At 46.9% G+C, this 20,192-nt stretch carries 18 protein-coding genes and 5 tRNA genes; 6 read left to right on the top strand and 17 right to left on the bottom strand.

The window, feature by feature from the left end:
* Positions 1-120 precede the first annotated feature (120 nt).
* The 4 genes from BUA17_RS16510 to BUA17_RS16525 form a co-directional block, all read right to left on the bottom strand.
* Complete coding sequence (locus BUA17_RS16510) at positions 121-537, bottom strand: helix-turn-helix domain-containing protein (RefSeq protein WP_063564435.1); 417 nt, start codon at positions 535-537, stop codon at positions 121-123.
* Positions 538-709: 172 nt separating this feature from the next.
* Positions 710-792 (bottom strand) — tRNA-Leu (locus BUA17_RS16515).
* A 17-nt stretch (positions 793-809) separates the two neighbouring features.
* Positions 810-885 (bottom strand) — tRNA-Lys (locus BUA17_RS16520).
* 112 nt (positions 886-997) lie between these two features.
* Positions 998-1,069: transfer RNA gene (locus tag BUA17_RS16525), tRNA-Glu, on the bottom strand.
* Positions 1,070-1,376: 307 nt separating this feature from the next.
* On the opposite strand from BUA17_RS16525, the gene BUA17_RS16530 reads away from it, so the two are divergent.
* Together BUA17_RS16530 and BUA17_RS16535 are read left to right on the top strand one after the other, a co-directional pair.
* Positions 1,377-2,153: a DeoR/GlpR family DNA-binding transcription regulator gene (locus BUA17_RS16530; RefSeq protein WP_063564436.1), complete on the top strand. Its 777-nt coding sequence runs from the start codon at positions 1,377-1,379 to the stop codon at positions 2,151-2,153.
* A 3-nt stretch (positions 2,154-2,156) separates the two neighbouring features.
* Positions 2,157-3,053 carry a Cof-type HAD-IIB family hydrolase gene (locus tag BUA17_RS16535; RefSeq protein ID WP_063564437.1) on the top strand — a complete coding sequence of 299 codons (897 nt, stop codon included), beginning with the start codon at positions 2,157-2,159 and terminating at the stop codon, positions 3,051-3,053.
* Positions 3,054-3,110: 57 nt separating this feature from the next.
* Here BUA17_RS16535 and BUA17_RS16540 read toward each other — a convergent pair whose 3' ends face one another.
* A complete protein-coding gene (locus BUA17_RS16540) occupies positions 3,111-3,782 on the bottom strand; it encodes an MgtC/SapB family protein (RefSeq protein WP_079695276.1) in 672 nt (223 codons plus the stop codon).
* Positions 3,783-3,992: 210 nt separating this feature from the next.
* A complete protein-coding gene (locus tag BUA17_RS16545; protein WP_083584741.1) occupies positions 3,993-4,661 on the bottom strand; it encodes a flavin reductase family protein in 669 nt (222 codons plus the stop codon).
* Positions 4,662-4,762: 101 nt separating this feature from the next.
* Between BUA17_RS16545 and BUA17_RS16550 the strand changes: the two genes are divergently transcribed.
* Positions 4,763-5,461, top strand: coding sequence for an ArsR/SmtB family transcription factor (locus BUA17_RS16550; RefSeq protein ID WP_072734299.1), 699 nt, complete (start codon positions 4,763-4,765; stop codon positions 5,459-5,461).
* A 114-nt stretch (positions 5,462-5,575) separates the two neighbouring features.
* Here BUA17_RS16550 and BUA17_RS16555 read toward each other — a convergent pair.
* From BUA17_RS16555 to BUA17_RS16575, 5 genes are all read right to left on the bottom strand, one after another.
* Positions 5,576-5,664: transfer RNA gene (locus BUA17_RS16555), tRNA-Ser, on the bottom strand.
* Between the two features lie 5 nt (positions 5,665-5,669).
* Positions 5,670-5,745: transfer RNA gene (locus BUA17_RS16560), tRNA-Asn, on the bottom strand.
* A gap of 126 nt (positions 5,746-5,871) precedes the next feature.
* Positions 5,872-7,200: a sensor histidine kinase gene (locus BUA17_RS16565; protein ID WP_244552174.1), complete on the bottom strand. Its 1,329-nt coding sequence runs from the start codon at positions 7,198-7,200 to the stop codon at positions 5,872-5,874.
* Positions 7,201-7,414: 214 nt separating this feature from the next.
* Positions 7,415-8,116, bottom strand: a complete 702-nt coding sequence (locus BUA17_RS16570; RefSeq protein ID WP_090953172.1) for a response regulator transcription factor — start codon at positions 8,114-8,116, stop codon at positions 7,415-7,417.
* Between the two features lie 139 nt (positions 8,117-8,255).
* A complete protein-coding gene (locus BUA17_RS16575; RefSeq protein WP_072734302.1) occupies positions 8,256-8,717 on the bottom strand; it encodes a SprT family protein in 462 nt (153 codons plus the stop codon).
* Between the two features lie 120 nt (positions 8,718-8,837).
* Here BUA17_RS16575 and BUA17_RS16580 point away from each other — a divergent pair, with 120 nt between their 5' ends.
* Both BUA17_RS16580 and cmpA read left to right on the top strand, forming a co-directional pair.
* Complete coding sequence (locus BUA17_RS16580; protein WP_024630711.1) at positions 8,838-9,194, top strand: hypothetical protein; 357 nt, start codon at positions 8,838-8,840, stop codon at positions 9,192-9,194.
* Between the two features lie 232 nt (positions 9,195-9,426).
* Positions 9,427-9,570 carry a cortex morphogenetic protein CmpA gene (gene cmpA / locus BUA17_RS30895; protein ID WP_090808144.1) on the top strand — a complete coding sequence of 48 codons (144 nt, stop codon included), beginning with the start codon at positions 9,427-9,429 and terminating at the stop codon, positions 9,568-9,570.
* Between the two features lie 153 nt (positions 9,571-9,723).
* Here the strand turns inward: cmpA and BUA17_RS16585 are convergent, their stop codons facing one another.
* From BUA17_RS16585 to BUA17_RS16610, 6 genes are all read right to left on the bottom strand, one after another.
* Entirely contained in the window at positions 9,724-11,946 is a 2,223-nt protein-coding gene (locus BUA17_RS16585; RefSeq protein ID WP_063564442.1) for a Tex family protein, read from the bottom strand.
* A 274-nt stretch (positions 11,947-12,220) separates the two neighbouring features.
* Complete coding sequence (locus BUA17_RS16590; protein WP_072734303.1) at positions 12,221-14,410, bottom strand: alpha-galactosidase; 2,190 nt, start codon at positions 14,408-14,410, stop codon at positions 12,221-12,223.
* Between the two features lie 234 nt (positions 14,411-14,644).
* Positions 14,645-14,995 (bottom strand): type II toxin-antitoxin system PemK/MazF family toxin, encoded by a 351-nt coding sequence (locus BUA17_RS16595; protein WP_024630714.1) that lies wholly within the window; start codon positions 14,993-14,995, stop codon positions 14,645-14,647.
* A 3-nt stretch (positions 14,996-14,998) separates the two neighbouring features.
* A complete protein-coding gene (locus BUA17_RS16600) occupies positions 14,999-15,280 on the bottom strand; it encodes a CopG family ribbon-helix-helix protein (protein ID WP_024630715.1) in 282 nt (93 codons plus the stop codon).
* Between the two features lie 261 nt (positions 15,281-15,541).
* Positions 15,542-16,729: an alanine racemase gene (alr, locus tag BUA17_RS16605; RefSeq protein WP_063564444.1), complete on the bottom strand. Its 1,188-nt coding sequence runs from the start codon at positions 16,727-16,729 to the stop codon at positions 15,542-15,544.
* A gap of 460 nt (positions 16,730-17,189) precedes the next feature.
* A complete protein-coding gene (locus BUA17_RS16610; RefSeq protein ID WP_072734304.1) occupies positions 17,190-18,392 on the bottom strand; it encodes an outer membrane lipoprotein-sorting protein in 1,203 nt (400 codons plus the stop codon).
* A gap of 295 nt (positions 18,393-18,687) precedes the next feature.
* Here BUA17_RS16610 and BUA17_RS16615 point away from each other — a divergent pair, with 295 nt between their 5' ends.
* On the top strand, positions 18,688-20,181 hold the full coding sequence (locus tag BUA17_RS16615; RefSeq protein ID WP_072734305.1) for a serine hydrolase: 1,494 nt from the start codon (positions 18,688-18,690) through the stop codon (positions 20,179-20,181).
* Positions 20,182-20,192: the final 11 nt, after the last annotated feature.

Here is a 20,192-nt window from a genome sequence, read left to right on the forward strand (position 1 = left end):
TTGCAACGAGTTTCAAAGAAAAAAACCTCTGGACCACTCTCCGACGGGTTTCGGATGTGTTCAGAGGTTTTTTTATATACGCAGATAATCCAGTCAAGTCGTAGCTTCCACTAACTTGTACTACAACAGATCGTCTCCTTTGGGCTTATCTTCTCCCTTGTAACGAAAGTCGCCTGAATCTCTGCTTTCCTTGGATTTACGATAACGGGTAAATTCAATATATTCACTGATAAAAGACTGTTCCACAGTCGATAATTCGCTTTCTTGGCAATTCAATTGCCGCAACACGTCAAAAAAATAATCCTCCCGTTTTTCCCGTACCATCGCCTCCTTGGATGGACGCCCAATCATGAGCCAATCAAGGCTCACATCAAAAAACGAAGCAATCTCAATTAGTTTATTCGTACTCGGAATAGATTTACCGCGTTTCCAGTCACCCAGATTGCCCGTGCTGATCTTCAGCTGTTGGCAGAAAGCCTTCTTAGTCATTCCTCGTTCGGCAATCAGGTGTTCAATTCGCTCATAGATCGACTGCATACAGAACCGCCTTCCAACCGTAATAATCAATACATGTACCTAAATTATACCACAACCTTCCTGAATCCTCAGCCTTTTAATCCCAGGAATACGTTCTGGTATTTCTCATAACACAAAGATAGACTCCCATGAATAATCATGAGAGTCTATCTTATAACGTTTGTTACTGTGATGCGGTCGAGAGGACTCGAACCTCCACGGGTATACACCCACTACCCCCTCAAGATAGCGTGTCTGCCATTCCACCACGACCGCATATTCAATTGTAAAAATGGTGAGCCATGAAGGGCTCGAACCTTCGACACCCTGATTAAAAGTCAGGTGCTCTACCAACTGAGCTAATGGCTCTTGCTGTAACTTCACCGAATGTGTGTGTGCCATACGTAACTCTTTTGTATAGGAGCTATGACTTTTTGAGGATTCCTCATCAGGATTGTACATCCCTGAGGGGTGAAGATAATGACCCGTAGGGGATTCGAACCCCTGTTACCTCCGTGAAAGGGAGGTGTCTTAACCCCTTGACCAACGGGCCTTGTAAACAAGTTGTCTTTCTTGGCGACAAGAATGAGTATATCATAGGCCAACTTAAATGTGCAACACTTTTTTTCAAACTTTTTTTATGCACTCCTTTTCCCCTTCTCCATGAGGTCAAGAGCGTTGCTCACGCCTGAAATGTCTTTCACAAATTTATCATCGTAATCTTCGCATTTTGTTAAATTAATATCAAAAAACTTAAATACACTTACATTCACTTATAATATTGCAAATATCATTATTAGTACTTATAATTAACCTATCAGTTATATACACGGTCAGCTACGTATAAGGAGGCGGCACGTTTGTTTCAGGAAGAACGAATGCAGCTGATTATTGAACATTTGCGTAAACACAATCGCATCTCAGCTGATGATATTGTATCCCTCTTTGACGTTTCCCGGGACACAGCACGAAGGGATCTGATCAAACTCGAAGAACAGGATGCCATTATCCGAACGCGCGGCGGTGCAATTCTCCCCGTTCCACCAGACGAGCACCGATCCTATAAAGATCGTTTGCTCCACATTTCCAATGAAAAAAGAGCTATTGGCAAGCTAGCCGCTGCTATCGTCCGCCAAGGCGAACACATTATTCTGGATTCTTCCACTACAGTGCAGACTTGTGCCGAAAATCTAAATGGCAAGTCCTGTACTGTCATCACCAATTCCATTTATTCAGCTGATCTTCTCTCCAATCATACTGCTGTCGAGATTCGTTTGCTGGGCGGCAAAGTCGATAAGGAGCAACGTTATGTCTATGGTACTTCAGTGATTGAAACTCTTTCCCATTATTATGTAGACAAAGCCTTTATCGGCATTGGCGGAATTACGATGGATGGCTTCAGTGCCTCTGAAGAAGAAGGAAAGATCAAGCACAAAATGATGCAGGCTGCAAAACAGGTTATTGTACTCGCTGACCATTCCAAGTTTGATAAGCGTTATGGTTATCGTTTTGCGGACTGGTCACTCGTTGATATGTTAATTACAGATCAATGGCCTTCCCAAGATTGGCGGACTTTTCTAGCCGAGCAACAAGTCGAGATTCTCATTCCTGAACCTACAATTGAAAAGGAGTTGTAACATATGAAATTATTTGCTACCGATTTAGATGGAACCCTATTGAACAGAGATAGTCAGATCAGCCCGGAAAACGCAGCTGCAATCCATAAGGCGCAACAAGAAGGATTGAAGATTACGATTGCTACAGGTCGGGTCTATTCCGACGTATTAACTATAAGCAGCGAAGGCGGAATTAACACACCAGTCATCGGCTCCAACGGAGCTACCATCCACGATGCCAACGGTGAACGCCTATTCCATCTTCCACTTGAGCGTGAAACGGCAGCATCCGTCATGCAGTGGCTGGAGGATCATCATTGCTACTACGAGGCCTCCACACAACAGGGTATTTACGCTCCTATAAGCAGCCACGAGGCGATGCTCGCTGAGATGGATCGCATCCTGGGTTCGAGTCCTGGGGAGGATATTGAACGCCTTATTCGAGCTGTTAAGAAGCACTATGACAAGAAAGACTATCACCGCGTAAACTCCCATCAGGAAATCCCTTCCGAAGCTTACATTTACAATATTATGGCCTTTTCAATGGATCCGGCTCAATTGCAGCAGGGACGCGAATACTTTGCTTCTCGCTCCGATGTAGCCATGGTGGTGTCCTCTGAACACAACTTCGAAATGCAGCATCCTGATGTATCCAAAGGTAACGCCTTAAGCAAACTGGCAGCTCATCTGAACATTTCCATGGAAGATACAGCAGCCATTGGTGATAACTTCAACGATGTATCCATGCTGAAAATGGCAGGACTCGGTATTGCCATGGGCAATGCTGAACCGGAGATTAAGGCGCTTGCCAAGGCTATCTCTTTGACCAATGTGGAGCATGGTGTCGCACATGCCATTCAGTGTGTTCTTGAAGGCAAGCCCGTTTCCCGGCCGGAGACCGTCGTTGAAGGCGGTCAGTAATCGATTGTTGTGATAGCTCGGCATTACGCGACATAACGAACCAGCGATAGCCTGGGCTCACCTCATATCAACGGATCGAACGTGAGGCACATCCTGTAATAAAACAATTAATTGCTCGGCCCTATATGATCCAGGCAGTTGCAGAGTGAATTCAAGTACAGTCTCCTCCCCGGAGTCTGTGCTTATTTGCTGTTCTGTTTTGAACCCAACCACCGAGATTTTCTCCTGTCCAAGCAAAGCCAAAACGGTTTTGAGGGTGTCCCCTTCCTTTAGCAGTCGAATGGTCAGCGTCTCTGTTCTCGCGGACACCAACCAGCGTGTCGGCCGATGCAGCAGCATCTGTGCCACTACAATAAGCAGCGTTACCCCAGCCCCAGTCCAATACAATCCCGAACCCACAGCCAGTCCCATTCCTGCAGTCGCCCAGATTCCCGCCGCTGTCGTCAATCCCCGGACCGTGTGGCGCTGTGTGAAGATCATCCCGGCTCCAATGAAGCCAACCCCACTGACCACCTGTGCGGCAATCCTGGATGGGTCAAGCGAGAGATTCGCCCAGCCTGCCTGATCCTGAAAGCCATACTTAGATACAATCATCATCAATGCTGCACCCACCGCAACAACAAAGTGTGTACGTATCCCCGCTTCCTTCATTCGGTTCTTGCGCTCATATCCGATCAACACGCCGCATATGCCAGCTATGAGTACACGCATTAAGTATTCCATTTCCATGTTCATCACCCCTCTTATGTATATGCTTACATGTATCTTTCTTTACTATTTACCCAATCCCTGCCTAATAAAATAACCGAATTCTTTGATTACTCGCATGAAACCTTAATGAAGCCTCATATAGACAGAAAGAAGTAGCACCACAACTGGCCCCACTTCATATATTCTGGATTACTTATTGGTAGTCTATGCTATTTCAGAATCCACAAATCACTTCTCTGCCCGAAAACTCTCCCCATACCTTTCTCCAAGTCCATAATAGTGTCGGAAATTATAAATTAAAGGGTTCCACTTCTCTGGGTTAATCTTGTTCAAACCTGAAATCAGTCGGGTATGTGCGTGTACCTTCAACGCTTTCACTTCCACAATCGCCATGAAAGGTGTATGTTCGGGAATACGAATGTGTTGTACCGCGGCTTCAATCTGGAGCGGACATTCCGCTATTTTATTCGGCTCAACCTGAACTGAACTTTGGGGTGTCAGTCCAGAGACGGCAAATTTATCATCGCAAAACTCAAATCCCATCCTCCTTTTCTCCTCAGGAACGGGATATATTCCGGTATAACGCCCCAGTCCCTCAACCTGCTCCCACATGGATGCATCCGGCAGATTAATCACACATTCGGGATGACGACTCAGGTTCTCAAAGGCTTTGCCCTGAATACCGACTCCAAGTACCAAGCAGTCTCCAAGTGCCCATGATGAAGAAAGGGGCGACAAGTTTGTCGTTCCATCTTCATTTAACGTGCTCAGCAGCAATACCGGTGTGCCATAGTACAAAATACTTGGATTTATCACCTCGTGCTGTATCAATTCGCTGGTCCAGCCCCGTTGATGCTCTGATCCAAACTCTTCTTGCGTTCTATCATTGGTATACATTGTTTCTTCCTCCATTCTTCAATCCATCCCTTCCATCTCTTAGGTTGTAATTCATGCATGATTGAATTGTATTACACCAATAGTTAAGGTATCATCGAAGTATGAATACCTATCCGAATATTTCTGTGATTGCATCGTTAATTGCTGATCCCAGTCGTGCTATTTTTTTGGAAGCTTTGTTGGATGGTCGTGCGCTTCCTGCCGGCGAACTTGCATACATGGCGGGTGTTACTCCTCAAACAGCAAGCAGTCATCTCGCCAAGCTGGTAGAAGGCGGGCTGCTCGTCGTTGAACAGCAAGGACGACATCGATACTATCGTCTCGCAGGCAAAGAGGTTGCTTTTCTGATTGAGACGATGGGAAGTATCGCCGCACCAGTACAAGTGAGATCCCTCAAACAGTCCAACCAGCTTCAACATCTAAGCTTTGCTCGAACCTGTTATGGGCATCTGGCCGGAAAATTGGGGATATCGTTGTGTGAAGCTTTATTACGGGAAGGTTATCTCGAAGAACCTGAGGATGAGCAGGCCAAGGATTACCACATTACAGAGAAAGGGATTCAATGGTTCACTTCTTTTGGCATTATGCTTGAAGGGAAAGCCGGATCACGCCGCGCTGTGGCTCGCAAGTGTCTGGATTGGAGTGAACGTCGTCACCATATCTCCGGAGTACTGGGAGACGAACTGGGACGCCGCTTGTCTGAGCTGGACTGGACCCGCCAGAAGGAAGGCAGCCGTTCGGTGGAAGTCACGGAAGCTGGCAAGAAGGGTTTGTACGAGGTATTGGGCATTTCATTATAGGGACGCAATCGGGCATTCTTTCTTGTACATTGGCAAAATGACGATACATCAAAAATCCCCCTCCTGAGTATCCGTTAAAGGTTACTCAGGAGGGGGATTATGTTTTGTTCAGAACGGAGAGAGAGGGATTCGAACCCTCGCACCGCTTACGCAGTCTAACCCCTTAGCAGAGGGTCCCCTTATAGCCACTTGGGTATCTCTCCAAGAATGGCTCCCCGAACAGGGCTCGAACCTGTGACAACTCGATTAACAGTCGAGTGCTCTACCAACTGAGCTATCAGGGAATAATAATCTTGAATAACCTAAATTTATCATGATTAATATTCCAAGTCAACATGCCTCCGGTGACTTTCTTGGAAGCCTTGCATCTTTCATTCGAACGCATAGAAAAGTCGGTCATAACGCTTATTTTATTGCTTCTGCTGAATGCATTTTGGAAAATGGACCGTCACTTTAAACAGATCGCCATCAATTTCGATGTTAACTCTTCCTCCATGCAGCTCAACAATACTTTTCGCAATGGATAAACCCAGCCCTGATCCTTCTTCGCTCCGGGAATGGTCGCCCCGCTTGAAACGTTCAAATATTTCATCTGCTGCAAACTGCATTTCATATGTAGAAACGTTTTTGATACACAATATCACATACACATCATCTTCTGATAATTCAATAAATACCCTTGAATTCTTCATTCCGTATTTAGTGACATTACCAAGCAAATTCTCGAATACACGCCATGTACGTTTTCCATCCAAGTGAGCGTACATCGGACCATCCCTACTACTTACTCTGAAAATCAAACCGGACTGTACGATAGACTCACTATATTCCGCCAAAGCCTGATGTAATAAGGCCGCAACATCAACCTGCTCCAAATGAAGCTCCACATCCCCACTGGCCATCTTAGCCGCCTCAAATAAATCTTCAACAAGTACACTCAGCCGCTTCGTCTTGCGTTGCAGCACCTCAATATATTCTGCCTTTTCCTCAGCAGTCCCTTCATTACGTTTTAATAAATCCACATAGCTCACCAGCGAGGTCAGCGGCGTTTTTAAATCATGTGAGACATTGGTAATCAGTTCCGACTTCATTCGCTCACTTCTCACTCTTTTTTCGACGGTATTCTGAATTCCTTGCTTCATATCGTTCATATGCATCGTCAGTTGGTCAAGCATACCGTTTGTCTGCTGAGGAAGCTGAACGTCCATACGTCCTAAAGCCATGGCCGAAGCGGCTTGTGTTACACCTTGCAAACCATGAATGATTCGTACGATCTGACCCAGGATAATCACACTGAACGCCACGATCAGCAGTAGGATTGGAAACCTAAATACCTCTACCACAAACGCAATGATCAGTAATACGAATTGAGATACAAAACATACGATGAGGGTTTTGATGATCCTATTTCCAGGTGGGGTCCCATGTTTCAGTTCATCCCGTATCATATGGATCGTCGTACGTAACCATAATTCATTGAGAATCTGACAAAGCGCGGCTCGATCTGAGATCAACCGAATTCCCGCCCTACCATACTCCCCAGCAAAACAGAGCAGCAAGGATGATAACAGGAATGCAGATAAATACATGACAAAGTCGTTGATCCACTCATGTTGGCTCATCCGTATGCCGTTCCCCTGCATGACAAGAATCGTTCCATAGAACAACGCTAAACCGATGACAAAATAAAGCAATATTTGTACATCCATAGTTAATCTGACCGACATCCAATTCTTCATCTTCACATATCTGCTCTCCGGAGGCAGTGGGAATCGGTTCCTAAACACAAATAAAACAGCGATCAGGAACAAACATATGATTAAAGACGGATCACTCTGAACACCCCAGCCTCGAAAAACAAAATCAATATTCTGGAAACTTCGTGAGACGGCATAAAAAAACATGAGGGTACTGCAACTGATCAAAACAAATCGAACCATATAGGGAATCACATTAACCTTCCATCTTGTAGCCAATGCCCCACACCACCTTTACATATTTCGGTTCTCTGGGATTAAACTCAATCTTCTCCCTGATTCGGCGAATATGTACAGCCACCGTGTTTTCCGGCTGAAAGGCCGGCTCTTTCCAAACACGTTCATAGATTTCATCAATGGCAAAAACGCGTCCCGTATTCTCCATCAACAATTTTAAAATATGAAACTCCGTTGGAGTCAATCGAATCTCTTCACCTTCCAGCGTTACTTTTTTTCTCCTATTGTTAAGTACTAGCCCCCGAACCTCAATTTCTTGTTCATTATCCCGGTCGATTTGTTGTGTTCCAAGTCCTGTAAATCGACGCAACTGGGACTTCACTCTAGCCACCAGTTCTAATGGATTGAAGGGTTTGGCTATGTAATCATCAGCTCCAATATTCAGACCAAGAATTTTGTCGCTGTCCTCGGTTTTGGCAGATAAAAAAATAATCGGTACATTGCAGTCCTCGCGTATTTTGAAAGTTGCTTGTATACCATCCAGAATGGGCATCATTACATCCATCACAATGAGGTGAACTTCTTCTTCCCTGACTTTTCTTATCGCTTCCTGCCCATCTGCTGCCTTAGTCACCAAGATTCCTTCAATCCGCAAATAAATCTCAATCGCGTTGCGGATATCGGGATCGTCATCTACTACAAGTACCCTATACTTTGCCAATCTTCTTTCCTCCTTAGCCATTACTCTTTTGGTGATCTGAACTACACCAGCTTACTACAAAATAATGACAAGGATGTTAATAAAAACATTACAATTTTCTTAAGATGGCTATATATAATTCGGATAGACTTTATTTTCACTATATTTCACTCAATAGCAACTTGCCGGCACATCGACCACAGCGGTACCGCTTCGGATCAACTTTGCGTTTACGCAAATATTCCGTGCCACAGCTCTTGCACACCAGCTTATAGCGATACGGTAATGGCTTCCTGCCCTTTCCATCCGGAAGGGACTGGCAGAATCGCGAACCGCCCACCTTCTGCAACAAGGCTTTGAATTCAGGGTCCCGGTGTTGGTAGCCGCGTCCACGAATGTGCAGATGGTAATGACAAAGCTCATGCTTGATGATTTTTTCAACCTCTTCCCGCCCATAGGCTTCGAGCTGATGAGGATTAATCTCTATTCGGTGACTCTTGAGCATATAACGCCCACCTGTAGTCGTCAGACGACGGTTAAACAGCGCCTCGTGAGTGAACGGAACCCCGAAATGATCGAGTGACACCTGCTCAATCCATTGCTGCAATTCCTCATTTTCCATCGGTTTGTCCTCCTTTCACACCTCTTGGGCCATTTGTTTTTCCGCCATAATACTTGAATTTTAACCGTTTCGTAGGCTACACTGTCAAGTAGAATGTATGAGGGGAGATTATTACTCGTTATGCCTACAATGCGCTACGTCATCCTGCAGCAGGAACAGCAATTGCAGTTTGTGGAAATGCCTGCCGATTACGCTTATCAACTCAGTGCGCTCAACCTGCGCCTGCACAAAGAAATTGACAAACTTACCGCAGCAGATGTACCTGTTCTGCCTTGGGCAATCGCCGAATGTGACAATCTTGATCTTCTGGACGAGCAACTCTCCATCATCGGAGGCCTTGATTATATCAATGCGCTTGAACAAAGCTTTGCAGCACTAAGAGAGAGTGAATATCCTTTGATTTCCCTGCTCACTGAGATCCGGGCGCTTCAGGCTCAATTAGAGCAATGGTATGAAGAAGAGATGGAATCACTCTAATCCACCTATGGACTTATTATTAATGCAGGATGGAACCAAAAGCGCATCTCCTAAAAACAGGGGCTGCGCTTTTTTCACTTTTTTTCAACCCTACAATCATACGCCCCGCTCTTCAGTACATGTCCGTATAGATATTGAATTTTCCGAGTTCATCACGGGTTAATTCGCACAGTCCAGGCTATTGCCACATATGCTAACGTACAGATGAATTATGCAAGAGGAGGAGATACCCTTGCCTCAATGGCTTTGCAATCAACTGATGCGTGCATTTCACAAAAAAGACAGCAGACAGATCAAGCTGCTGAACGAATGCTGGTTCTTTTACCGAAACAAACCGACAAGTGGCACCCCGCGCAGCGCGGACAGCGAACTCTAAAAATCTGACGCCACTCTCTCCGTCCACTTCAAGCTCTCACTTCTTTCATAAAATCCCTTCGAAGAATACAGTACGGGCAACAGTACTATTATAACTGACAACAAACAGCCTTCCCATTACAGGGAAGGCTGTTTTCCGATCATTGTGCCTAGTTTAGGAAGACTGCTTAGAAGAAGCAGGTTTCTTCATCGTGAGGCCGACACGGCCTTTTTTGGTATCCACGTTCATCACCCAAACCGTTACATTATCCCCGACAGATACAACATCCATCGGATGTTTGACGTAACCGTTGCTCAGCTGTGAGATGTGGACAAGCCCGTCACTCTTGATGCCGATGTCAACAAAAGCACCAAAGTCGATCACGTTACGAACCGTACCTTGCAGCTCCATGCCTTCCACCAAATCTTCAATTTTGAGCACATCCGTGCGGAAGATCGGTAGCGGCATTTCCTCACGCGGGTCACGACCCGGACGCTGCAAGCTGTCCAGAATGTCACGCAGTGTAGGTACACCCACATCCAGCTTCACAGCCAGCTGTTCCGGTTGTTGCTCAGACAGGAGAACAGACAGTTCCTTGCTGCCCAGCTTGTCCAGCGCAACCTGAAGCTCCTTAAAGAGCTGGTCTACGACTTTATACGATTCAGGGTGAATCGGTGTGCGATCCAGCGGGTTCTCGCCTTCACCAATCCGCATAAAGCCTACGCATTGCTCATAGGTTTTGGCACCCAGACGCGGCACTTTCTGCAACTGGCGACGATTCGTGAACCGGCCGTTCTCTTCGCGGTATTTCACGATATTTTTGGCAATCGTGGCATTTACACCCGCAACATAGGACAGCAGTGAAGGCGAAGCCGTGTTCACATCCACGCCCACATGGTTAACTGCGGATTCCACAACAGCCTTCAGGCTTTCTTCCAATATTTTTTGAGATACGTCATGTTGGTATTGGCCTACACCAATGGCTTTTGGATCAATCTTAACCAGCTCAGCCAGCGGGTCTTGCACCCGACGGGCAATCGAAGCAGCACTCCGCTCAGCAACGTCAAGATCCGGGAATTCTTCTTGCGCCAGCTTGGATGCAGAATATACACTCGCTCCAGCTTCATTGACGATCAGATACACGAGACTTTCGTCCCCGTTCTCCTGAATAATCTCGGCAACAAACTGTTCAGTTTCACGGGATCCGGTACCATTACCGATAACAATCAACCCGATATCATATTGCTTGATCATCCGATGGAAAACCTCGGCAGCTTCACGCTTCTTGTTGTGTGGTGGCGTTGGGTACGTAACAGCCACTTCCAACAGCTTGCCCGTATCGTCGACCACAGCCAGTTTACAACCGGTACGATAGGCAGGATCGACACCAAGCACACGTTTGCCATGAATCGGCGGCTGAAGCAACAGATTACGAAGATTAGCCGAGAATACGGATATCGCTTGGTTTTCACCTTTTTCCGTCAGCTCTGCACGAACCTCACGCTCAATCGAAGGGGCAATCAATCGTTTGTAAGCATCTTCAATCACAGCACGCAAAACGTCTTGGACCGCAGATGCACCCTTGATGATTTGTCCTTCCATATGACGGTGAGCCGGTTCAGGCTGCACGTCCAGGCCCACTTTCAAAATGTTTTCACGTTCACCGCGGTTAATGGCGAGAATACGGTGAGGAGGCATTTTTTTGGCTAATTCACGATAATCATAGTAGTTCTCATATACAGACTCCTGCTCAGCATCCTTCGCTTCCGAAGTCAGCATGCCATGATCGAGCGTATAACGACGAATCCATGCACGAATAGCAGCATCATCTGCAATATTCTCAGCCAAAATGTCTTTGGCTCCCTGAATTGCAACCTCTGCATCTTCTACCCCAAGTTCAGCATTGATATAACGCGCAGCTTCCTCCAGAGGGTTCCCTTGCTTTGGTTGACCCCAGATCCAGACAGCGAGTGGTTCGAGACCTTTTTCCTTCGCTACACTGGCACGGGTTTTCCGCTTCTGACGAAACGGACGGTACAAGTCCTCCACTTCCTGCAGCTTAACTGCCTGAGTGATAGACTGTTTCAGTTCTCCGGTCAGCTTGCCTTGTTCCTCTATAATACGGATGACTTCCACTTTGCGGTCTTCCAGATTACGCAAGTATACGATGCGTTCTTCAATGAGCCGCAGCTGGTTCTCATCCAGCTCTCCAGTCATTTCTTTACGGTAGCGGGCGATAAATGGAATCGTATTGCCTTCGTCCAGAAGCTCCGACGTTGTGCGGACCTGCTTCAAGGACAGTGACAGTTCCTTGGCTACCTGTTTGATGATTCGTTCATGGCGTTCTGCCTTTATTGTTTCTTCATTGGGTTCCAGAACCGTTTCCTGTTCAGACAAATAAATCCCTCTTTCCTTCCTGAATCGTTCAGTTGAAGCTTGTTCAGGGCAGCTTTGCTGCTGTAATCACAGTATCGAACCTGCATTCATGCAGATTCCTCTCCCCTATATTATCACAAAATCCCGTTCAGATTTCCAGCATTCGTCCATGTTACAAGTTCTTACAATTGAGATTACGTATCAAACCTTCATCTCAACCATAAGAAAAGACCGAAAAACGTCTCCCCGACGTCTTCCGGTCTCCCCTGACAAACACTGCATTCACGCCAGTTTATTATACCCGTTCGAAGCGGAACATTTCACTCCAATAGTCTCCCGATGCACGGCCTACAGAGATCCCACCATACATCAGCGCATCCCCGGTAAACGTCTCGGAACCACCTTTCAGGCGGTAATCCGCATCAGGGTCCAGGCCCTTCAACTTCAGACGTTGGAGCGGTGCATTTGGTTCAGACAGCACACGGAAGTAGAATACAACGGCTTCGCTGCCATCTGGTGCAATAAACATCCATGCCGTTTCATTTCCCTCAAACGGACTTAGCAAGCGCCGGAACGTTCCGTATTGGATGGTTCCTCGAATTTCCTTGTACAGCTCAACCTGAGCCTTCACGATAGCATTCTCTTCCTCTGTGAAACGAGTCAAATCCAACTCGTATCCAAAGTTACCCGACATCGCGACATGTCCACGAATCTCTAAAGAAGTAATTCGGTTGACCTGGTGATTTGGAACCGCTGAGATATGTGACCCCATTGAACTTACCGGATATACCAGGCTTGTACCATACTGAATACGCAGGCGGGATATCGCGTCCGTATTATCGCTGGTCCACGTTTGCGGCATGTAATACAGCATACCTGGATCAAAACGGCCGCCACCACCTGAACAGCTCTCGAATAGGATATTCGGGAACGCCGAAGTAATACGTTCCATGACTTCGTACAATCCAAGCATATAACGATGCGCAGTCTCACGCTGTCTATCTGCTGGAAGCAATGCAGAACCCACTTCCGTCATATTCCGGTTCATGTCCCATTTCACATAAGTGATCGGCGCAGATCCAAGCACATCGCTTAGCATGCGTACAATCTCATCACGCACATCCTGACGGGAGAAATCGAGTACCAATTGTTGACGCCCTTCCGTACGACGACGATCCGGCACATGCAAACACCAGTCCGGATGAGCACGGTACAATTCGCTGTCTGGCGAAATCATCTCAGGCTCGAACCATAGTCCGAACTGCATGTCCAAACTGGTTACCCGGTTGGCCAAATCATCCAGGCCTTGTGGCAATTTGTTCTTGTCCACAATCCAGTCACCGAGTGACGAGTTATCGCTGTCCCGATGTCCGAACCATCCGTCATCCAGTACGAACAGTTCAATGCCAAGCTTCTTGCCTGCCTGAGCGATCTGCTCAATCTTATCTGCGTTAAAGCCGAAATAGGTCGCTTCCCAGTTGTTGACCAGAACCGGACGCTCTGCATTGCGGAATTGTCCGCGTGCAAGGCGCTCCCGATACAATTCATGATACGACTGAGACATGCCATCCAGGCCTTCATCCGAATAAACCATAACTGTTTCAGGCGTCTGGAATGACTCCTGTGAATCCAGCTTCCAGCTGAACTCAAACGGATTGATTCCAAGCGATACACGCGTGGTGTGGAACTGATCCACTTCCGCCTGTGCAGTGAAGCTGCCGCTATATACAAGGCTGAACCCATAAACCTCACCCTGATCTTCGTCTGTACCCGGTGTCATTAGGGCAATGAACGGGTTCTGCTGGTGACTGCTTGAGCCGCGACGACTCTCGATGCCTTGCAGGCCGGAAGCAAGCGGTCTGCGAACGATGTCCCGTTCACGCGTCCATGCTCCTGACAATTGCAGCAATTCGTAATCGGCATGTGGGAAATCAACGGAAGAGCTGAGCGCACGTGCAATATTCACCGAGGTAGCGCTCTCATTAATGATACGCATGGAACGCGTAATCGCATTAAATGCCGTAAAGGCCGTGTAGCTAAGTTCAATCTTGATCCCTGCAACACGGTCCTCCAGCTCAACGATGAGTGTCTCGGCTTCATCGTCGGACTCAACATAAGTTGCAGGCAGTCCGGTAAGCGCTGTCTTTCCTTTGATCAGTCGATGGCCTGTATACGTAAACTCGGAAACGGTTGAACCATTCTCAAGCTCCAATTGGATTGCCGGATTACGGAAATCACTTGTACCATACATCGGCAGTTCTACTGCCAACGTGTCGAAAGAGATCGTCCGATCTTCCGGCACCGGATTTGGGCTGAACGAAGCACGTTCTGTACGCACATGAAGCCAGCTCAGATCGGTATCACGCAGTTTTTTGCCATAATATAAATGTACCAAATATCCCGAAGGCAGGACCTGAAATACATAGCTTGCCTTTTGAGTCTGTAGATGAAATTGAAGCTTCTCCTGATCAATATAAATGCTCATATGTCTCCTCCACCTCTATATATGTCGATTAACGTAAACGGTTTCTCAGGTATCATTATAACGAAAAGCTTCACAATGTTCTACGCTTTCATGAAGCTTTAATCAAAAGAGCGTACCCCAGCCATTAGGCTGTTGTACGCTCTTCTGATTGCTGTCTGAAATTGTGTGTTCCTGCAAGGAACATCCATTGTCTACGGATGGCACGGCAGAACAAAGAAACAACTGCCTGGTGCCTTAAAAATCGATTAAACCCAGGCTGATCTGTAAGGCTTCGTTGACCAGTTTCATGGTCTCCTCGTCCAGATGGGTAATCTTGTCGGTCAGCCTCTGCTTATCAATCGTCCGTATTTGTTCGAGCAAAATAACCGAGTCCCGGTCAAAGCCGTGTGCCGCCGCATCAATCTCTACATGCGTCGGCAGCTTTGCCTTTTGGATTTGGGCGGTGATCGCCGCCACAATACAAGTAGGACTAAACCGGTTGCCGATGTCATTCTGGATGACCAGAACCGGCCTGACTCCACCTTGCTCGGAACCAACAACGGGAGAAAGATCCGCAAAAAAAACGTCACCGCGTTTTACGATCAATGTCTACACCCCGCTAACTAAGCGGTCCAGAGTGCTGTCCGCATCTTCCTCCGCGTGAAAGGCCTCGGATGCCATGGTGAGGTTAATCTTCGCCATCTCCATGTACCCTCGCTGCATCGATTCACGGATGTAACGTTTCTTACGCTCCGTCAAATACAGCTTCATGGCCTGCCTAATCAATTCGCTGCGGTTGGAATTCTCCAGCGCTACGATGCCATCCACTTCTTGCAAAAGATAATCAGGCAAACTGATCATGATCCGCTTGGTGTTCTGCAAGTTGGCCACCTTTCTTCCACCCCCACAAACCTTTCGCCATTGTGAACCAGTATTACGTTTTTCCAGAACTTTTATACAAAGGAATATATATGCCCCGAGTATATCAAGTATGCTGTACTCCATTATAAACACGGGGAACAATATTCGTACAGACCAAACATCTCTTTTCAGGATTTTTCATCCCAGTCATCATTCATAATTCGAGATGCTCCGACAGTTTTCCTTCTGTTCTGAAAAAAAGTTTATTGGTAATAGCGTCCAGTCGAGCTATCAGGATGTCAAAAGAGGGTTGATTCTGGCGACTACTGCTCCATTACGGGTATAAACCCGCGGGATTCGATGCGCCATCATGCAGATCACTTCGTAGGGAATCGTACCGAGCTGAGATGCCACTTCGTCTGCAGTTATGACTGCACCCGATTGGTGACCGATGAGAACAACCTCTTCGCCGACTTGAATTTCTTCTGCTTCTGCTGCAAAAGATTGTAGCGACACCATACACTGATCCATGCAGATCGTACCGACGACAGGAACGCGGCGGCCGCGCACAAGTACTTGTGCTTTACCTGACAGCATTCTTGAAAATCCGTCTGCATAGCCTATAGGCAGGGTCGCTATTCGTTCGTTCCCTTGTGTTACATAACGGGTTCCGTAGCTGACACCCCAATGAGGTGGCAGCGTTTTGACCAGAACCGCCTTCGTCTTCAGTGTCAATACCGGGGACAGCTTCACTACCTGATGATTCACCTCTCCCGAAGGATACAATCCGTACAGACTAATTCCCACACGTACCATATCGTAGGACAACTCCGGTGTATCAATGGTAGCGGCGCTGTTCGCCGTATGTATAATCGGGATGACACATCCCTGATCCCGCAGCGCATCAACCACGCCTCGGAACCGTCGATACTGCTCCAGTGTATAGGTCTTGTCTTTTTCATCCGCCTTGGCAAAATGGGTAAACATGCCTTCAAGCATCACCTGCTTCAGCTTGGCTGCTTCCTGAATAAAAGCAACTGCCTCTTCGCCAGGCAACAGGCCAAGTCTGCCCATGCCGCTGTCGATTTTGATGTGAACCTTGAGCTTACGAGAGGATGTGCCCGTCTCCAGATGTTGAATGGCTTCGAGTACTTCCTTACTGAACAGCGTAATGGTTACATCATGTTTCCATGCTTCAGCGATGCCTTCTGGCGGCGTGTAGCCCAATACCAGAATCGGAAGGGTAATTCCGTGTTGTCGCAATTCAAGCGCTTCGTCAAGAAAAGCTACACTTAAGTAATCCACGCCAACTCGTTCCAGTTCTCTGGCCATCTCCACTGCCCCATGTCCATAGGCATTTGCCTTTACACAAGCGAGCAGTTTCTTGCCTTGCGGCAATGTTTCACGGAAAGCGTCTACGTTGTTGCACAAATGATCCAAATTGATTTCCGCTTGGGTCGGCCGATATTGTTCTTGCACGTTAAGTCACCTTCTCTAATCATCTTAATCCGGCTCACGTCAGACTCCATCGTAATGCTCAAGCATGTGACTGTCAAATGAACGGAAGATCTGCAGTCCAAAACACATACAGGAGCGCTATCCTGAAGTCGGGAGCAAACGCGGAATAAGACCCATAAGCCAGACCATGAATGAGATATTCATCTCTCCATAACGTAACTCATCTGCTTATATCGTTTTATTTACCCGGTTCCTCCCGCGTAGAAGCGTGTTTTGCATTATTGAGTGCACTGGACCTAATCCTTGCTTATCTTACGCAGGGTCATGGGCTGTTGATACTCATAGCTTCAACTGAAAATCAAATCCTGCGAATCACTGATATAAAACAGGAACGAAGAACTGTATATGCAGCAAAGCACCGGAGAATTCATCTCCGATGCTTCTTAGCATTCCTTATGTTAGGACGACTATACTTTGCAAATCATTTCCCTGACTCTTCCTGCATCGATGTCGCAATCTGTACCATCTCATTCTGTGGAAGATCTGCACTTGTGATCCGGTACTCCACTCCATCTGTCATCCATGTAAGTGTCTGTAAGGCATCTCCACTCAACATACCCAGCGTGAATCCAAGATCCACGACACTGGATGGCGCAAGTGATACCGCTCTGTCCTGCGGCCGCGCTTCAAAAATCGTGTAATTATATGTTCCTTCGTAGCGAAGCATAACCGAATAGTCTCCTGATCCTTCCACGATCTGATCGTCTTTCAGCTTGACGCCTTCCGGTGCATAGGTCGGCTGAATAACCCCGAAGCTGCCTGTACCTTCCGGCTCGGCCGATGTCGGTTCTTCGGTTCCTTTCCCACTGGCTGGATCTTCTGAACCTTGCTGCTCGGCGTTATCACTCACACCCGTCTGTCCATCACTAACGGTTCCGCTTGGATTGGATGCAGAACCTTCCTCTGTTGCAGCTTGAGGATTGGTAGTCTCTTTACCCTCCCCAGCAGGAGCCGCGCCTGAGTCAGTACCAACCTTGCCACCATTTTCAGTAGCAGCAGTCATATTACGCTGCATATCAAAAGCGTCTTTCTCAAATTCGGTACCAAATTTGAAGCTATCGAACTTCACATCGACCACCACATTGGCATTCGAGTCGGATACTTCTACCTGTTTTGGAGCGTAATCGCTTTTGTTTAACCATATTTTCTGTCTGACCAATGCATGTGTATTGTAGTTGGCAGCTACATCGAATACATAGCTTTCCTTCTCATCGGCAAACTGGCGGGTCGAATCACCTGTTATGCTGCGGATCAGCGTCTCGTAGAGGTAAACCTGGCCTTGGTTATCCGGCCAGTTACTCTGGAAACGGAAGCTTTTGTTCTGACTCGGTGTCAGGACAAATACGCCCTCATCATTGCGCAGTACAATTTGTGTTACATCCTTTTTGGCATTCGTTAACGCGATACGATAATATGAAGGCTTTTGATGCCATACCTCGACCTTGTACTGCTGCGGCGTATCTCCGGTATGCAGCGTCATAACGCCTGCCCCCTGATAACTTTCCATTTCTCCTACGACTTCGTTCAGATCTTTGACCACGGCTGCCGCATCCTTCTTCCCGCAGGCGGCAAGTAAGGTCGATAAGACCAATACCATGGCAAGCATCCATGATATTCGGCGCATGACATCATCCCCTTTAGCACATGTTTTCACTTCAGGATTGTGCGTACAGCAGAACCCCTACTTGATTAGTACATGTTATGAGGGACTTGTTCGATATATGCGGACTAGTTTGACAAGCATTCCATCAATCAGTGCCGCAATACCCTATCTGGTAACAAAATCAGTCTCGGGTAGGATGTGAAATCCAACCAGATTCTTCATAGTAAGTACAGATAACAACACAACCCATGTAATTACATACCACGATTATGTAGCTTAATTGATGTACAACTCTATTTTAAATTGGAGGAAAATAATGAACACAACCTATCTTCACTCATTGCTGAATGGATTGGATGATTTTGTGGAAGAGCAGCTTCAACGTTGGAAAGGAGTAGGTGTGGCGGTAGCGGTTATTCACAAGGATGAAGTCATTTTGCAAAAAGGATACGGTTATCGCGATCTGGAGTCCCAGCTTGAAGTTACACCCCATACCCTATTCGCGATCGGTTCAAGTACCAAAGCCTTCACAGCATCAACCGCTGCCCTGCTGGTGGATCAGGACATTCTGAAGTGGGACACACCTGTTAGAACGTATTTGAAAGACTTCAAAATGTTCGATCCGGTAGCTACAGAACGCCTGACCATCCGCGATATGCTCTGTCACCGCTCCGGACTTCCAAGGCACGATATGGCATGGTATAACTCATCACGGAGCAGAGAAGAACTCGTAAACGCGCTTCAGTATCTGGAGCCTAATGAGGACTTCCGGAACAAATGGCAATACCAGAACCTGATGTATATGGCCGCTGGTTATCTGGTGGGTCAACTCAAAGGAACTTCATGGGAGAATGTTGTCCAGGAGTCCCTGTTTAACCCACTTGGTATGAATTCAAGTGTCTTCTCTGTCGATGAGATGCAGAATCAACCTGACTTCGCCTTCCCTTATATGGATCAAAATGGTGAGAATACGCGGATACCTTTTCGGAAAATTGATGCCGTAGGCCCTGCTGGCTCCATTAACAGCAATCTGGTCGATATGATCGCCTGGGTGCAATTTCAGTTGAATCAAGGGCAACAGGGTGGGAATCAACTGATTTCCAAAGAACAGTTGGCTGTTACACACAGCCCGCAAATGGCTTGTGATTCACCATTCCACAGCAAAGAGCTGCCTGTTAGCACGTACGGTCTGGGCTGGATGATCGATTCTTATCGCGGGAACGCCATGATTCATCACGGCGGGGCAATCGATGGATTCGCTTCACAGGTCGCCTTTTTACCAGAGGAACAGATCGGTGTTGTAGTCCTTTGCAATACCAATGGAAGCATTCTTCCCTACACGATTTCTTTTAACGTTATTGATCGTTTGCTTGAATTGGAACCTGTAGATTGGAGTGGGAGATTAGCCAAATTAGTGACTGGAGATTCAACTGATTCCGAAGTTGCAACAGACACCATAGAAACACCAACGACTTCAGAAACCTCTGTTGAGGAAAAACCAGTGGAAGCTCAGGTTCATCCCCATGATCGTCCTAACCATGCGTACGCGGGAAGTTATAATCATCCGGGTTACGGCGAGATCGTTATTCAACAGACGAACGATGGGTTACAGGCCACATTGAATGCCATTGAAATGCCTATGGAATACACTGGAAAAGATACGTTTTCCGTAGAGCTTGTCCTGTTTGGCTTGAAAATCACTTTTACGTTTAAGACGGATGAAGAGGACACCATAAGCTCTCTCTCCATTCCGCTACTGCTGGAACCAGGTACGAATCCAATTGAATTTATAAAGACACCTTCAGTATAAAAGTATCCCCC

The organism is Paenibacillus sp. ov031 (genome assembly GCF_900143165.1).
GTDB classification, from domain to species: Bacteria; Bacillota; Bacilli; order Paenibacillales; family Paenibacillaceae; genus Paenibacillus; species Paenibacillus marchantiae.